Source organism: Kitasatospora sp. NBC_01539, from assembly GCF_045040525.1.
In the GTDB taxonomy this organism is placed as follows: domain Bacteria; phylum Actinomycetota; class Actinomycetes; order Streptomycetales; family Streptomycetaceae; genus Kitasatospora.
In genome coordinates, this window is sequence record NZ_CP109390.1 from 5,636,251 (window position 1) to 5,652,181 (window position 15,931).

A 15,931-nucleotide genomic window follows, 5' to 3' on the forward strand; every position below is an offset into this window, starting at 1 on the left:
GATCTCCAAATCTCAAGGCGCGGTCCTCGAAGGCTACGGCCGGGCTCCCGGCCCCGGCATGCGCCACTCGGGAGCACTGGTCCTTCCGAATTGTGCTGACTGGCCAGCGCGCGGAGATCGCCGAACGCGCACCCGCGCTCCACTACATTGAGCGCGGGCGTGTCGCCGGGCCGGTGACACGGGTATGGCAATGCCGGTGGTGGGACAGGGAGCGGGGCCGGGATGGGACTGGACGGCACACAGGGGCAACGGGCCGCACAGGCCCACCGGACATCGGCCGTTCCGCCGCAACGGGCCCTCCCCTTCGACCTCGCCGCTTGGGCGGCCGAACCCCGCCCCGAGGCCGCGCCGGGCATCTTCCGCCTGGGCCACCGCCCCCAGGACGAGGCCCGCGCCGCGCACGCCGCCGTCCCGGCCGGCCCGCTCCTGCTGCGGGCGGCGTTGAACCTGGCTGTCGGCACCATCGTCTACCTCCAGGGTGTTCCGCTTGTCCAGGGGCTGCTCGGGATGGGCGGACTGACCAGTCCGAACTCCTTCGTGATCTCACTCTTCATCGCGCTCGCCGTGAATGTGGCGGTCCTGCTGGGTGTCGTCATGCTGTTCGGGCGCATGGGACGGTGGGCCGAGCTCTGGCGCCGCTGGCTTGCACCCGCGCTGGCCCGGACGGTCACCCGGGAGGAGACCGCGACCCCCGACCGTTCCCCGGGCACCGTCGACCCCTGGGACGAGGTGCGCCGCGCCGCCCCCACCGCCGCCCACCGGCTCGCCGGGGAGCCCGTCGGGGACGTCGACTACGTGCGGATCCGCCGGGCCTGGGGGACGGTGACCGCCGACCCCTCCCTCCTGCCCGCGTTCGAGGAGCAGGTGGCGGCGCGGGGGGCGGCGGCGTGCGCGCACCCGTCCGAGGTGCGTGATCTGCCGGGCCGGACGGGCCGGCACGACCTGTTGACCTCTCAGGTCCGGTTGGGGACGGCGCAGGACGTGGTGAAGAACCCGCCGGCGCACCGCACCGCGGGTTTCGCGCTGGATCCGGCTCTGCTCGGCACGTCGCTGCTGGCGGTCGGTCCGGCGGGGACGGGGAAGACGGCGCGGCTGGCGCGGCCGGTGGCGGAGGCGCTGTGCCTGCAGGCGCTGGCGGGGTCGGCCTGTGCGGTGGTGATCGGTGCGGCGGAGGCCGATCTGGGGCCCGACGCCTGGTACGACGTGGTGATCGCGCCGGGTGACCGCGCGACGCCGTACGGTCTGGACCTGTACGGGGCGGCGGCGGATCCGGACGAGGCGGCGGCGCGGCTGGCCGACGCGCTGCTGCCGGACGAGCTGGCGTCGCGTGCGGAGAGCGCCCGTTCGGCGCTGCAGCAGGTGGTGGGCCCGTACCACGCGGCGCACGGCCGCTACCCGGGGGTGGCCGAGCTGCGGGCGCTGCTGTCGGGCGATGCGGACGTGTGGGAGGCGCTGCGCAAGGTGCTGCGGACGGCCGGGGTGCTGGCGGTCCACGAGCCCGATCTGGTGCAGCGCGAGCGGCAGCGCGGCCGGGTGGACGATCCGGGCGGGCTGCTGGCGGACCGGCTGGCGCTGCTGGACCGTCCGGCGTTCGCGGGGTGCTTCCCCGGAGGGCCGGAGGCGCGTCCGGCGTTCGCGATGCGGGCGCTGGACCATCCGCTGCGGGTGCGGATCAAGCTGCCGGAGCGCAGCCATCCGGAGGCGGCCCGGATGCTGTCGCGGCTGGTGGTGGCGCAGTTCGTGCAGGCGGCGGTGGCCAGGGCGGACCGTTCGCTGTTCGCGGGCCTGGTGGTGGACGACGCGACGGCCGCGCTGGACACCCACACGGTGCGCGGCCTGCAGCGGATGAGGGGGGCGCACGCGGGGGCGGTGCTGGTGCTGCGCAGCCTGGTGGACCTGCCGGAGGCGCTGCGGGCGCCGCTGTTCGGGGCGGTCGGGTGCCGGATGGCGTTCCCGGGGATCGCGCCGTGGGACGGCAGGCTGTTCTCCGAGGCCTGGGGGACGCACCTGGTGACGGAGACCGCGGTCACGCACACCCCGGACACCTCGGGCGGCCTGGTGCGCAAGGCGGCCCGGGCGGGTCGCAAGGCGCTGTCGGGGACGACCGCGCAGACGGAGTCGGTGACGACCCGGGACGTCGAGCGGCACCGGTGGTCGCCGTCCGATCTGGCGCACGCGCTGCCGAGCGGGCACGCGGTGGTGTCGCTGACGACGGTCGACGGTGAGCAGGTGCCGCCGCTGCTGGTGGACCTGCGCAGCTGACCCGTGCCGGCACCGCGCGTCCGCACAGCGTGTCGGCACCGCACACCGACCACAGGCTTTCGGCGTTGCTCAGCTCCGCTCCGCAGCGGAGGATTCGGTGCTGCTGCTTGTCCGGGCCGTACATAATGGGGGTGAGCTCTCCGATCCCTCTCCCGCGCGGTCGCAACGGCGCGACCGGGTCGTACCAGCGAAGGTGCCATGCCCCCCACACTCGCCTCTGTCGTCCGCAACACCGCGCTCCACCTCACTGTCCTGGCGGGTGCGGACCACCTGGAGCGGCCGGTCCGCTGGGTGCACACCAGCGAGCTGGACGACCCGACGCCGTTCCTGGAGGGCGGCGAGCTGCTGCTGACGACGGGCATCAAGCTAGGCCGGAGCGCGTCCCGGCTGCAGGCGTACGTGCACCGGCTCGCGGACGCGGGGGTGGTGGGCCTGGGCCTCGGTGTGGGCCTGTCGCACGCGGAGGTGCCGCAGGCGCTGGTGGACGCGGCCGTGCAGCGCGGACTGCCGCTGCTGCGGGTGCCGGAGGCGACGCCGTTCATCGCGATCAGCAAGGCCGTGTCGGCGGCGCTGGCGGCGGAGCAGTACGAGGCGGTGACGACGAGTTTCGAGGCGCAGGAGGAGCTGACCCGCGCCGCGCTCGGCAAGGACGGCACGACCGCGGTGGTGCGCCGGCTCGCCGCGAGGCTGGGCGGGTGGGCGGCGCTGTACGACGGTTCGGGCGCGTTGTCGGCGGTGGCGCCGGACTGGGCGGCGCGGCGGGCGGGCCGGCTGGCGGCCGAGGTGGACCGGCTGCGCCGCCGTCCGGCCCCGTCGAGCGCGGCGCTGCAGGGCCGGGCGCCGGGGATCGACACGGCGGACGAGGACTACGTGGTCGTGCAGTCGCTGGGGGCCGACCGGCGCCCGCGCGGCTTCCTGGCGGTCGGTACCGAGGACCGCATCACGCCGACCGAGCGGTACGTGCTGAACGCGGCCGTGGCGCTGCTGACGCTGACCCTGGAGCGGTCGCGGGAGTTGCGGCAGGCCGAGGAACGGATGGGTGCGGCGCTGCTGCACATGATCCTCGCCGGCGAGGTGGCGACGGCCCGGAAGGTGTCGGCGGGCCTGTTCGGCGGACTGCCGGAGGGCATGGCGCGGGTGCTGGTGGCGGGGGCCGGTCCGGGGCCGGAGGCGGCCGAGGCGCTGGGCGAGCTCGGCGACCGGGCGGAGCAGGCGGGCGGCCGGGTCGGCGAGCGGCTGCTCGTCTCCCGCGAGGACGGTCCGCACGGGCCGCGGCTGCTGGTGCTGGCGGTGGACAACGGTGCGGCGCACCGGGCGTGCCTGGGGGCGGTGGAGGAGCAGGACGGGCTGTCGCTGGGGGTGTCGGCGCCGGCCACGCTGGAGGAGGCGGCGACGGCGTTCGCGCAGGCCGAGCGGGCGCTGGCGGTGGCGGTGCGGGGCGGCCGCCGGGCGGTCGACCACGAGGAGGTCGGTGCGGGGTCGCTGCTCCCGCTGCTGGGGGAGGAGGCGGTGACGGCGTTCGCCGAGGGCCTGCTGAGGCCGCTCCGGGACCACGACCGCACCGCGCGGGGTGATCTGGTGGCGAGCCTGCGGGCCTGGCTGTCGCGGCACGGCCAGTGGGACGCGGCCGCCGCCGATCTGGGCGTGCACCGGCACACCCTGCGGTACCGGATGCGGCGGGTGGAGGAGCTGCTGGGCCGCTCGCTCGACGACACGGACGTGCGGATGGAGCTGTGGCTGGCACTGCGGTCCGGCGAGGACTGAGCCCCGCCCGACCGCCCGAGGAGCACGGGCGAGAGCGAGGTCGCGAGTACGCGGGGCCGCGGGGCGGAGAGCGGGAGCGGAGAAGCGGGGGCGGAGCGCGGGAGCGGTGAGGGTCACGCGACCAGGTCACCGGCCCGTCGCCCGGCAATCCCGCCGTCCTGGAGCGGCGGCTCCGCGCACCCCTCCACACTGTCCAATCCGTTTGCCGCCCGCCGGGTCCTACCGTGAAGAACGGACCCCGCGACCGTGGGGCGGAGCAACGAGGAGAGGGCCGGTGCGACCGTGACCACCACCCATGAGTTCTGGCTGGCCGGCCGCCGGGCGAGCGGCGACACCGACTTCGAGGTCCGCCACTCGTACGACGGCAGCCTGGTCGGCAAGGTCGCCGTCCCCACCGACGCGCAGATCGAGGAGGCGGTGGCCGCCGCCGCGGCCGCCGCGCCCGCGTTCGCCGCGACCCCCGCGCACGTGCGCGCCGCGGCGCTCGACCACGTGTCGAAGCGTCTCGCCGAGCGCACCGAGGAGATCGCCCGCCTGATCACCGCCGAGAACGGCAAGCCGATCAAGTGGGCGCGCGGCGAGGTCGGCCGTGCCGTCTCGGTGTTCCGCTGGGCCGCCGAGGAGGCCCGCCGCACCAACGGCGAGACGATGCGCCTGGACACCGACCCGGGCGGCACCGGCCGCTTCGCGGTGGTGCGGCGCTTCCCCAAGGGCGTCGTGCTGGGCATCGCCCCGTTCAACTTCCCGCTGAACCTGGTCGCGCACAAGGTCGCCCCGGCGATCGCGGTCGGCGCCCCGATCATTCTCAAGCCGGCTCCGGCCACCCCGCTGTCGGCCCTCGTGCTCGGCGAGATCCTGGCCGAGACCGACCTGCCGGCCGGCTCGTGGAGCGTCCTCCCGGTGCCGAACGAGAAGATGCCGGCCCTCGTCCAGGACGTGCGGCTGCCGGTCATCTCCTTCACCGGTTCCGACAAGGTCGGCTACCAGATCATGGACTCGGTGCCGCGCAAGCACGTCACCCTGGAGCTCGGCGGCAACGCCGCGGCCGTGGTGCTCGCCGACTGGTCCTCCGAGGCCGACCTCGACTGGGCCGCGACGCGGATCGCGATGTTCTCGAACTACCAGGGCGGCCAGTCCTGCATCTCGGTGCAGCGGGTGATCGCCGACGCGAGCGTCTACGACGCGCTCGTGGAGAAGGTCGTCGCCAAGGTGCGGGCGCAGGTCACCGGCGACCCGGCGGACGACGCCGTCGACGTCGGCCCGCTCGTCGACGAGAACGCCGCGAAGCGCGTCGAGTCCTGGGTCGACGACGCCGTCGCCAAGGGCGCGAAGGTGCTGACCGGCGGCACCCGCGAGGGTGCGGCCTACGCGCCGACCGTGGTCGCCGACCTGCCCGCCGACGCGATCCTCGCCACCGCCGAGGTGTTCGGCCCGGTCCTGTCGCTGCACCGGGTCGACTCCACCGACGAGGCGTTCGCCGCCGTCAACGACTCGGCCTTCGGCCTGCAGGCCGGCGTCTTCACCCACGACGTGCAGACCGCCTTCCGCGCCCATCGCGAGCTGGAGGTCGGCGGCGTGGTCATCGGCGACGCCCCCTCCTACCGCGCGGACCAGATGCCGTACGGCGGCGTGAAGGACTCCGGCGTGGGCCGTGAGGGCGTCAAGTACGCGATGGCCGACTTCACCTACGAGAAGGTGCTGGTGCTCACCGGCCTGGACCTCTGACCCGGCGTCGCCCGGCCGACCCGACGCCCCGTCACCGACACCTGGTGGCGGGGCGTCGGCCTGCCACGACGGCGCCTGCCACGACGGAACCCCGCAGGGGCGGCACCCCGCCGCGACGGCCCCCACCCGGACCGGGCGGCGGCCGCGACAGGACGGAGCAGCGGCCGCGACAGGACAGAATGGGGGCATGAACTCGCTCGCCCACCCCCAGCTGCGTTTCACCCCCACGGTCGCCGACCCGGACGGCCCCCGGGAGCTGGTGATCCTCGGTTCGACCGGTTCGATCGGCACCCAGGCGATCGACGTGGTGCTGCGCAATCCCGACCGCTTCCGGGTGGTGGCGCTGTCCGCCAACGGCGGCCGGGTCGGCCTGCTCGCGGAGCAGGCGCTGCAGCTCGGCGTCCACACGGTGGCGGTGGCGCGGGAGGACGCCGTGCCCGCGCTGCGCGAGGCGCTCGCGGCCGGTGCCGCCGGGCGCCCGCTGCCGCGGATCGTCGCCGGGCCGGACGCCGCGACCGAGCTCGCCGCCCTGGAGTGCCACTCGGTGCTGAACGGCATCACCGGGTCGATCGGGCTGCGGCCCACCCTGGCGGCGCTGGAGGCCGGGCGGGTGCTGGTGCTGGCGAACAAGGAGTCGCTGATCGTCGGCGGCCCGCTGGTGAAGGCGGTGGCCCGGCCCGGGCAGATCGTGCCGGTCGACTCCGAGCACGCCGCGCTGTTCCAGGCGCTGGCCGGCGGCACCCGGGCGGAGGTCCGCAAGCTCGTCGTGACGGCCAGCGGCGGCCCGTTCCGCGGCCGCACCCGTGAGCAGCTCGCCGGGGTGACCCCGGACGACGCGCTGGCCCATCCGACCTGGGCGATGGGCCCGGTCGTGACGATCAACTCCGCGACCCTGGTCAACAAGGGCCTGGAGGTCATCGAGGCGCACCTGCTGTACGACGTGCCGTTCGACCGGATCGAGGTCGTCGTGCACCCCCAGTCGGTCGTCCACTCGATGGTCGAATTCACCGACGGCTCCACCCTGGCGCAGGCCAGCCCGCCGGACATGCGGATGCCGATCGCGCTGGGCCTCGGCTGGCCCGACCGGGTGCCGGACTCCGCCCCCGCCTGCGACTGGACGAAGGCCGCGACCTGGGAGTTCTTCCCGCTGGACGACGAGGCCTTCCCGGCCGTCTCGCTCGCCCGGGAGGTGGGTACGCTCGGCGGCACCGCCCCGGCGGTGTTCAACGCGGCCAATGAAGAGTGTGTGGAGGCCTTCCTCAACGGCAGGCTGCCGTTCACGGGGATCGTGGACACTGTGGCGAAGGTGGTCGCCGAGCACGGCACCCCCGCGCCGGGAACTTCGCTCACCGTGGCGGACGTCCTTCGTGCGGAGGACTGGGCGCGTGCCCGGGCCCGCGAGCTGGCGGCGGGCTGACCGGTACGGACGGCGGGCGGAGCGGCAGCGGCATGGCGGAGGGCGAGCGGTGAACAATCTGATGTGGGTGCTCGGCATCCTGATCTTCCTGGTCGGGCTGCTGTTCTCGATCGCGTGGCACGAGCTGGGGCACCTCTCCACCGCCAAGCTGTTCAAGATCCGCGTGCCGCAGTACATGGTCGGCTTCGGGCCGACCGTCTGGTCGCGCAAGAAGGGCGAGACCGAGTACGGCATCAAGGCGATCCCGCTCGGCGGCTACATCCGGATGATCGGGATGTTCCCGCCGGGCGCGGACGGCCGGGTCACCAAGCGCAGCAGTTCGCCCTGGCGGAGCATGATCGAGGACGCCCGGGAGGCCTCGTACGAGGAGCTGCAGGAGGGTGACGAGCACCGGCTCTTCTACACCCGCAAGCCCTGGCAGCGGGTCATCGTGATGTTCGCCGGGCCGTTCATGAACCTCATCCTGTCCGTGGTGCTGTTCCTGGCCCTCTTCATGGGCATCGGGCAGGAGGTCTCCACCCCGACGGTGCAGCAGGTCAGCGCGTGCGTCGTGAAGGCGGGCGAGCCGACCGACGTCTGCCCGGCCGGGGCGCCGGTCTCGCCCGCGAACGCGGCGGGGCTGCGCAACGGCGACACGGTGCTCTCCTTCGACGGCGATCGCATCGGCACCTACACGCAGCTCCAGGCGGACATCCGGGACTCGGCCGGCCGCACCGTGCCGATCGTCGTCGACCGGCACGGCGAGCAGGTCACGCTGAGCGCGACGATCGCCACCAACACGCTCCCGGCGGTCGACAAGGACGGTTACGCGGTCAAGGGCCGCACCGTCGAGGCGGGCTTCCTCGGCATCACCCCGGCCCGCGGCGTGCACCACCTGAGCCTGGGTGAGAGCGCCGACGAGATGGGCGCCATGGCGAAGCACGGCGTCTCCTCGCTGGTCGCCCTGCCCGGCAAGGTGCCGCACCTGTGGCACGCGGTCGTGGACGGCGCCCCGCGCTCCACCGACGACCCGATCGGCATGGTGGGCGCCGCCCGTCTCGGCGGCGACGTCGTCTCCATGGACCTCCCGGCCACCCAGCAGCTGGCGTTCTTCATCCAGCTGCTCGCCGGCATCAACCTGTCGCTGTTCCTGTTCAACATGCTGCCGCTGCTGCCGCTCGACGGCGGCCACATCGCCGGAGCCCTCTGGGAGTCGGTCCGCCGCCGCCTGGCGGGCCTGCTGAAGCGGCCCGACCCGGGTCCGTTCGACGTGGCGAAGCTGATGCCCTTCGCGTACGTGGTCGCGGGCGTCTTCATTTGCTTCACCGCGCTCGTCATGGCGGCCGACGTCGTCAACCCCGTCAAGCTGAACTAGCGCCGCGGCGGCCCGGCCGGATGTGCTCCGGCCGGGCGTCGTGCCGTACCGTTGAGGGCCGGGCGCGTCCTCGACGACCCGCCCGGCCCGGTCAGACCCACCGGCCGGCTCACCGACATCACTCAGGGGAACCCTGCGCACATGACCGCGATCTCGCTCGGTATTCCGTCCCTGCCGCTCAAGCCGCTCGCCAAGCGCCGCTACTCGCGTCAGATCATGGTCGGCAACGTTCCGGTCGGCGGCGACGCCCCGGTCTCGGTCCAGTCGATGACGACCACGCTGACCTCCGACATCAACGCCACCCTCCAGCAGATCGCGGAGCTCACCGCGTCGGGCTGCCAGATCGTCCGGGTCGCCGTCCCCTCGCAGGACGACGCCGACGCGCTGCCGATCATCGCGAAGAAGTCGCAGATCCCGGTGATCGCCGACATCCACTTCCAGCCGAAGTACGTCTTCGCCGCGATCGACGCCGGCTGTGCCGCCGTCCGTGTCAACCCGGGCAACATCAAGGCGTTCGACGACAAGGTCGGCGAGATCGCCAAGGCCGCCAAGGGCGCCGGCGTGCCGATCCGGATCGGCGTCAACGCCGGGTCGCTCGACAAGCGCCTGCTGGAGAAGTACGGCCGTGCCACCCCGGAGGCGCTGGTCGAGTCCGCGCTGTGGGAGTGCTCGCTGTTCGAGGAGCACGACTTCCGCGACATCAAGATCTCGGTCAAGCACAACGACCCGGTCGTGATGATCAACGCCTACCGCCAGCTCGCCGCCGCCTGCGACTACCCGCTGCACCTCGGCGTCACCGAGGCCGGCCCGTCGTTCCAGGGCACCATCAAGTCGGCCGTCGCCTTCGGCGCGCTGCTCGCCGAGGGCATCGGCGACACCATCCGCGTCTCGCTCTCCGCCCCACCCGCGGAGGAGATCAAGGTCGGCAACCAGATCCTGGAGTCGCTCGGCCTGCGCCAGCGCGGCCTGGAGATCGTCTCCTGCCCGTCCTGCGGCCGCGCCCAGGTCGACGTCTACAAGCTCGCGGAGGAGGTCACCGCCGGCCTGGAGGGCATGGAGGTGCCGCTGCGCGTCGCCGTCATGGGCTGCGTCGTCAACGGCCCCGGCGAGGCCCGTGAGGCCGACCTCGGCGTCGCCTCCGGCAACGGCAAGGGCCAGATCTTCGTGAAGGGCGAGGTGATCAAGACCGTTCCCGAGTCGAAGATCGTCGAGACCCTCATCGAGGAGGCGCTCAAGCTCGCCGAGCAGATGCAGGCCGAGGGCGTCGAGTCCGGCGCCCCGGTCGTCGTCGCCGCCGACTGACCCCGTCGAAGACCGGCCACGGGCCGTCCGCCACCCCTCCCGGGAGGGTGTACGGACGGCCCCCGTGGTCCCTGCCGCGACCGCCGGGGGAGTAGGGTGCGGCAGGAGTCCCCAAGTGAGGTGTCCGTGCTCGATCGAGGTGTGATGCTCCCCGGCCCCTTCCAGGTCGCGCGGGCCCTGGCGGCCACGCGGGTGCTCGACGCCTCCGACCTCGACGACGCCCTGGACGTGCTCCGCCGCGATCCGGTGGCCAACGCCTTCGTCGCCACCCGCGTGGAGGCCGTCGGGCTCGACCCGTGGCGCCTCGGCGGCGAGCTGTGGGGCTGGCACGACGAGGACGGCCGGCTGGAGTCGCTCTGCTACGCCGGCGCGAACCTCGTGCTCGTCGACGCGGGCCCGGAGGCCGTCCGGGCCTTCGCCGAGCGTGCCCGGCGCCAGGGCCGCCGCTGCTCCTCCATCGTGGGCCCGGCAGGGCCCACGGCGGCGCTCTGGGCGCTGCTGGAGCGCAGCTGGGGACCGGCCAGGGACGTCCGCGCGCACCAGCCGCTGATGGCCACCACCACGCCCTCCGCCGAGGTCGCGCCCGACCCGCTCGTCCGGCGGGTCCGCCGCAACGAGGTCGAGGCGGTGATGCCCGCCTGCGTGGCGATGTTCACCGAGGAGGTGGGGATCTCCCCGCTCGCCGGCGACGGCGGCCTGCTCTACCAGGCCCGGGTCGCCGAGCTCGTCTCCGCGGGCCGTTCCTTCGCCCGGTTCGGCGACGACGGTGAGGTTGTCTTCAAGGCCGAGATCGGCGCCGTCACGGCGGGTGCCTGCCAGATCCAGGGCGTGTGGGTCGCACCGGAGCACCGCGGCCGCGGCTTCTCCGAGGGCGGCATGGCCGCCGTGCTCGCCACCGCCCTCGCGGAGGTCGCGCCGGTGGTGTCGCTCTACGTCAACGACTTCAACCTGCGGGCCCGGGCCGCCTACCGCCGGGTGGGCTTCCGCGAGGTCGGGGCGTTCATGAGCGTGCTGTTCTGACTGCGGCGCCCTGCCGTGCGGCCGTTGCGGCGTCCGTGCGGCGCGTCAGGCGGGCGCCGGACGCGGGTAACGATCACTCGACGGGGCGCGGGGGAGTACATTCCCGCCATGGAGCAGCACACCGGGGTGACGATCGAGGCCATCGACCTGGCCGCCTGGGCGCCGTACGCGCTGGAGGTGCAGGCGGAGGCGTTCGGGCTGACGCCCGAGGAGGTGGCCGTCCGGCTGCACATCGTCGGACGGCACGCCCACCAGCCCGGCGTCAGGGCCCTCGGGGCCTTCGACTCCGGTCGGCTGGTCGGCTTCGGCTACGGCATGCCGAACGCCCGTGAGCACTGGTGGTCGACGGTGATCCAGCCGTACCTGGAGGCCGGCGGGTACGGCGACTGGCTGGACGGCGTCTTCGCCGTCACCGAGCTGCACGTCCTGCCCGCCTACCAGGGCCGGGGCCTCGGCAGTGCCCTCATCCGCGGCCTGTGCGACGCCTCGGGCAAGGACCGCAGCATCCTGTCGGCGATCGACGCCGAGACCCCGGCGCGGCGGCTCTACCGCGCACTCGGCTACCGGGACCTCGCCCGGGCGGTGCGCTTCCCCAACACGTTCCGCCCGTACGCGGTGATGGGCGCGACGCTGCCGCTGGCGGCCGCTCACAGCCCGGCGGCGAACTCCAGGTAGAGCTCGGCGGCCTCCCCGTCGCCGACGGACAGGCTCCACAGGCCGGCCGCGACGGTGCGGAAGAGCGTCCAGCCGCGCAGCCGGTCGCGGTCGACCCCGACGGCCTCCGACAGGCGTCCCAGGCGGCGCCGTGCGGCGGCGCGCGGGCCGGGCGAGCCGACGAGGGTGTCCATCCGGTCCTGGACGAGCCAGGCGAGGTCGTAGGCGCGCTCGCCGACCAGCGGCTTCGGGTCGATGGCCAGCCAGGGCGCGCGGTCGGCGGCGAGGACGTTGCCGTGGTGGAAGTCGCCGTGCAGCAGGAACCGCTCCGGCTCGGAGGCGGCGAGGCCCGCCGCGGTCTCCAGGGCCTCGTCGACGAGCGGGAGCACGTCCACGGCCCCGGGCAGGGCCCGGTGCTCCCGCAGGTGCGCCGACATCCCGGCGACGCGGTCCGGCACCGCCTGGAACGGGTGGCCGTCCGCCGGCGGCACCCACAGGTGCCGCAGCAGGCTCGCCGCCTCCAGCATGGCCTTGTCCTCGGCGAGCGAGCGCAGCGGGATGTCGCCGTGCAGCCGCTCCAGCAGGAGGACCCCCGCCGCCGGATCGGCGTCGAGCAGCAGGACGGCGCCGCGGCCGGCCCAGTGCCGCAGGGCGGCGTGCTCGTTCACCGTCTCCTCGGTGACGAGCCCGGCCTTGAGGACGGCGGGGGAGAGGTCGGTCTCCCGGTGCACGTGGCAGATCAGGCTGATCTGCCCGCCCGGGTCGCCGATCCGCTCCAGGGTGAGCCCCCAGCGGTCGAGGTGGGTGACGACGAGCTCCGGCAGGGTGGCCAGCCAGGCCCGGCCGGCCTCGCCCTCCCACGCCTGGACGGTGTCGGCGAGCCGCGCGGGGATGGTGATCTGCTGCCCTGGCATCGCCGACATGCTGGCCTCTCGCTCCGTGCGCCCGGGACGGGTCGCCCGCTCATTGTCGGGCATCGGCCGGGGGCCGCAGGTCAGGTGCGCGGCGAGGCGCTCGCGGACGTGTCCGCACCCGTGCCGGCGGTGGCGTCCGCGGCGGGGTCGGGCAGGCCCGGCAGGGCCGGGGGCACGGCACCCCAGTGCGCGGCGCGCAGGGCGCTCTCCCGCAGGGCCGCGGCCGCCGCCTGCCGGGCCTCGCCGGCCGTGGCGCCGACGGCGTCCGCGTAGACGGCGGTGAGGCGGGTCTCGATGTGGGCGGCGAGGCGTCCGGCGCCGGCCGCGTCGGTGACGGCGAAGGGCAGGCGGTAGCCCGCGGCGGCGGCGGCGGGCGAGACGCCCGTGCCGGTGATGCGGCGCTCCAGGCCGTCCCGCCGGGCCTGGTGCGCGGTGTAGGCGCTGCGGGCGTCGTCCCGCTGCGGGCCGGTGAGGCGGGCGCCGACCACGCCGTACCCGTAGACGGCTGCGTGCTCCGCGCCGAGGGCCGCCTGCAGTGCCTCGACCGCGGCGGTCGGCGCCGGCGCGGAGGCCGCGGCGGAGGAGCCTGCGGCGGCCGGTCCGGAGGCGGGCCGGGCCGTGGCGGAGCCCGAGGACGGGGACCAGGCCGGGGACCTGGACGGGGGTGCGGTCATTGACGTGGAGGGTGACGGGGACGGGGACGCCGCGGTCGGTGGGGTGACGGGGCCGGTGTCGCCCAGGGCCGCCGCGTGCAGGGCGCCGGAGGCGGAGACCGCGGCCAGCAGCTCCGCCAGGGCGGGGGAGGCGGCCTCCAGGTCGGCCAGCCGGGCGCCCGCGGTCCGGCGCTCGGCGGCGGCCAGCGCGGCGACGGTCGCCACCGCACCGCTCGCGGCGGGCGACGGCGAGGCGGGCGAGGGGGGAACGGGCGGCGATGCGGGGGCGGGGACGGATGCGGACGGCGATGCCGCGGGCAGTCCCTCGGCGAGCGCGGCCCGGTGCGCGGCGGTCTCCGCCCGCTGCCTCCGCAGGACGCCCGCCAGTGCCGCGTCCGGCCCCGCCCCCGCTGCGGCGACGGCGTCGTAGCCGGCGAGCAGGGTGTCGGTGGCGGCGACGGCCCGGGCCCGCAGCGGCAGGTCCGGATCGGGGCGGTCCGCACGGTCGGGGTCCCGGTGGTCGTCGGTGCAGCCGGACGCCAGCAGCGCGCCGGTCAGCGCACCGAGGGCCAGGACGGTCCGCCGGGTGGGGGACGGCATCGCAGGGCTCCCGCTCGCTCGGTGAGGGACGGCGCCCCCGGTCACGGTGCATCATGGCACCCGGCTCCGGCCGGTCCGCGGGCGCGGGGCGGGTCGTTCGGGTGTGACCTTGCTCTCGGCGGACGCTGTCACCCGGGCGGGCGGCACGGTCGGAATCGGCGGTTGCGGGGGTGACCGGATAGGCTGCGCGAGGAGTTAGCACCTGACAACAGCAGACGCGGCCGAGGAGTCACCCGGATGAGCACCCCCCAGACCGATCGGTTGCGTGCCCTGCTGGAACCGCTGGCCGCGGAGTCAGGCCTCGACCTGGAGGACGTCAAGGTCACCCAGGCGGGCAACCGCCGTCAGGTGCAGGTCGACGTGGACGCCGACGGCGGGGTGGACCTCGACGCGATCGCCGAGTTCAGCCGCCTGGTCGGACAGGCCCTGGACGACTCGGACCTCATGGGCAGTGGCGCCTACCTGCTGGAGGTCGGTTCGCCGGGCGCCGAGCGCCCCCTCCTGCAGCCGCGCCACTGGCTTCGCGCCGAGGGCCGGCTCGCCCTGATCCAGCTGGTGGAGGGCGGCGAGATCACCGCCCGCATCCTGGAGAGCGACGAGGACGGCGCGCTGGTCGAGGTGCAGCCCGTGAAGGGCCGCGGACGCCCGAAGGAGCGCCGCCTGGCCTTCACGGAGGTCGCGAAGGCCCGCGTGCAGGTCGAGTTCAACCGCAAGGACGAGGCGCTGCTCGACGAGGTCGCGGACGCCGACGACGACGCTGACGACGACGCGTAGTCCGTTCCCGACCCCGATCATGAACCTGAAGAGAGAAGAGGAGGCGTAGCTGTGGACATCGACATGAGCGCCCTGCGTGGGCTGGTTACCGAGAAGGGCGTTCCCTTCGAGCTGCTCGTCGAGTCGATCGAGTCGGCGCTCCTCATCGCGTACCACCGCACCGAGGGCTCGCGCCGCAGGGCGCGGGTGGAGCTGAACCGCAAGACCGGCCACGTGACCGTGTGGGCACTGGAGGACGCGGCCGAGCTGGACGAGGGCGTGGAGCCGAAGGAGTTCGACGACACCCCGAGCGGGTTCGGCCGGATCGCCGCGTCGACGGCCAAGCAGGTCATCCTGCAGCGCCTGCGCGACGCCGCCGACGACCAGACCTTCGGCGAGTACGCGGGCAAGGAGGGCGACATCGTCACCGGTGTCGTCCAGCAGGGCAACGACCCCAAGAACATCCTGGTCGACATCGGCAAGCTGGAGGCGATCCTGCCTCCGCAGGAGCAGGTGCCCGGCGAGGAGTACAAGCACGGCACCCGCCTGCGCTGCTACGTCGTCGGCGTGCGCCGCGGTGTCCGCGGCCCGTCGGTGACGCTGTCGCGGACCCACCCCAACCTGGTGAAGCGGCTCTTCGCGCTGGAGGTGCCGGAGATCGCCGACGGGTCGGTGGAGATCGCGGCGATCGCCCGTGAGGCCGGCCACCGCACCAAGATCGCGGTGTGGTCGCGCCGCCAGGGCCTGAACGCCAAGGGCGCCTGCATCGGCCCGAACGGCATGCGGGTGCGCGGCGTGATGGCCGAACTGCACGGCGAGAAGATCGACATCGTCGACTTCTCCGAGGACCCGGCCGAGATGGTCGCTGCCGCGCTGTCCCCCGCGAGGGTGACGAAGGTCGAGATCGTGGACTACGCGCAGCGCTCCGCGCGGGTGATCGTGCCCGACTACCAGCTCTCGCTGGCGATCGGCAAGGAGGGCCAGAACGCCCGCCTGGCCGCCCGCCTGACGGGCTGGCGGATCGACATCCGGCCCGACACCGAGGTGCTGGACGGGGAATCCGCAGCGCGCTGATCGGTGGTGCGCGAGTCCCGCCGTGATCGGCGGGGCGGCGCCATGTCCCTTCGGAGGGGTAGACTTGAGGTTGTCTGGCCGGACGCATGTCCGCGCATGCCCGGAACGCACCTGCGTGGGCTGCCGCAAGCGCGCGGCCAAGCACGAGCTGCTGCGTGTCGTGGTGGTCGAGGGCGCCTGCGTCCCCGACGTCCGCGGCGCACTGCCGGGTCGGGGTGCACATCTTCACCCCGAGCCCGCCTGCCTCGACCTCGCGGTCCGCCGCCGGGCGTTCCCCAGGGCCTTCCGGCTCCAGGGTCCGCTCGACACCGATGACCTGCGGGCCCATGTCGAACAGCGGGCGGGTGGTGTCCCGGCGTCCTGAGTCTCAGGCGCGGCGGAGCACCGCAGCAAGAACCGCACGGCACGCGTTGACGCGTGTGCGGTGCGAAACGTCAGG

Annotated in this window: 13 protein-coding genes; 11 read left to right on the forward strand and 2 right to left on the reverse strand. The window is 74.4% G+C overall.

Going from position 1 to position 15,931, the window contains the following annotated elements:
* Positions 1-222: 222 nt before the first annotated feature.
* From OG335_RS24440 to OG335_RS24475, 8 genes are all read left to right on the forward strand, one after another.
* Positions 223-2,262 carry an ATP-binding protein gene (locus OG335_RS24440; RefSeq protein ID WP_405013250.1) on the forward strand — a complete coding sequence of 680 codons (2,040 nt, stop codon included), beginning with the start codon at positions 223-225 and terminating at the stop codon, positions 2,260-2,262.
* A gap of 198 nt (positions 2,263-2,460) precedes the next feature.
* Complete coding sequence (locus OG335_RS24445; protein WP_405013251.1) at positions 2,461-4,026, forward strand: PucR family transcriptional regulator; 1,566 nt, start codon at positions 2,461-2,463, stop codon at positions 4,024-4,026.
* Positions 4,027-4,308: 282 nt separating this feature from the next.
* Positions 4,309-5,751, forward strand: coding sequence for an aldehyde dehydrogenase family protein (locus tag OG335_RS24450; protein WP_405013252.1), 1,443 nt, complete (start codon positions 4,309-4,311; stop codon positions 5,749-5,751).
* 187 nt (positions 5,752-5,938) lie between these two features.
* A complete protein-coding gene (gene dxr, locus OG335_RS24455) occupies positions 5,939-7,168 on the forward strand; it encodes a 1-deoxy-D-xylulose-5-phosphate reductoisomerase (RefSeq protein ID WP_405013253.1) in 1,230 nt (409 codons plus the stop codon).
* A 61-nt stretch (positions 7,169-7,229) separates the two neighbouring features.
* Complete coding sequence (locus OG335_RS24460) at positions 7,230-8,522, forward strand: M50 family metallopeptidase (protein WP_405015513.1); 1,293 nt, start codon at positions 7,230-7,232, stop codon at positions 8,520-8,522.
* Positions 8,523-8,663: 141 nt separating this feature from the next.
* Entirely contained in the window at positions 8,664-9,824 is a 1,161-nt protein-coding gene (ispG, locus tag OG335_RS24465; protein WP_405013254.1) for a flavodoxin-dependent (E)-4-hydroxy-3-methylbut-2-enyl-diphosphate synthase, read from the forward strand.
* 144 nt (positions 9,825-9,968) lie between these two features.
* On the forward strand, positions 9,969-10,844 hold the full coding sequence (locus OG335_RS24470) for a GNAT family N-acetyltransferase (RefSeq protein ID WP_405015514.1): 876 nt from the start codon (positions 9,969-9,971) through the stop codon (positions 10,842-10,844).
* Positions 10,845-10,952: 108 nt separating this feature from the next.
* Positions 10,953-11,519, forward strand: coding sequence for a GNAT family N-acetyltransferase (locus OG335_RS24475; RefSeq protein ID WP_405013255.1), 567 nt, complete (start codon positions 10,953-10,955; stop codon positions 11,517-11,519).
* Here OG335_RS24475 and OG335_RS24480 read toward each other — a convergent pair.
* Both OG335_RS24480 and OG335_RS24485 read right to left on the reverse strand, forming a co-directional pair.
* Complete coding sequence (locus OG335_RS24480) at positions 11,492-12,412, reverse strand: aminoglycoside phosphotransferase family protein (RefSeq protein ID WP_405013256.1); 921 nt, start codon at positions 12,410-12,412, stop codon at positions 11,492-11,494. The two genes, OG335_RS24475 and OG335_RS24480, sit on opposite strands and share 28 nt — an antisense overlap.
* Before the next feature lie 80 nt (positions 12,413-12,492).
* Positions 12,493-13,665, reverse strand: a complete 1,173-nt coding sequence (locus tag OG335_RS24485; protein ID WP_405013257.1) for a ferritin-like domain-containing protein — start codon at positions 13,663-13,665, stop codon at positions 12,493-12,495.
* 237 nt (positions 13,666-13,902) lie between these two features.
* Between OG335_RS24485 and rimP the strand changes: the two genes are divergently transcribed.
* The 3 genes from rimP (at position 13,903) to OG335_RS24500 (ending at position 15,856) form a co-directional block, all read left to right on the forward strand.
* The gene (rimP, locus tag OG335_RS24490; RefSeq protein ID WP_405013258.1) at positions 13,903-14,439 is read left to right on the forward strand and encodes a ribosome maturation factor RimP; all 537 of its coding nucleotides are present in this window, start codon (positions 13,903-13,905) and stop codon (positions 14,437-14,439) included.
* A gap of 51 nt (positions 14,440-14,490) precedes the next feature.
* Entirely contained in the window at positions 14,491-15,492 is a 1,002-nt protein-coding gene (gene nusA / locus OG335_RS24495) for a transcription termination factor NusA (protein WP_405013259.1), read from the forward strand.
* 70 nt (positions 15,493-15,562) lie between these two features.
* A complete protein-coding gene (locus OG335_RS24500; RefSeq protein ID WP_405013260.1) occupies positions 15,563-15,856 on the forward strand; it encodes a YlxR family protein in 294 nt (97 codons plus the stop codon).
* The last annotated feature ends 75 nt before the right edge of the window (positions 15,857-15,931 follow it).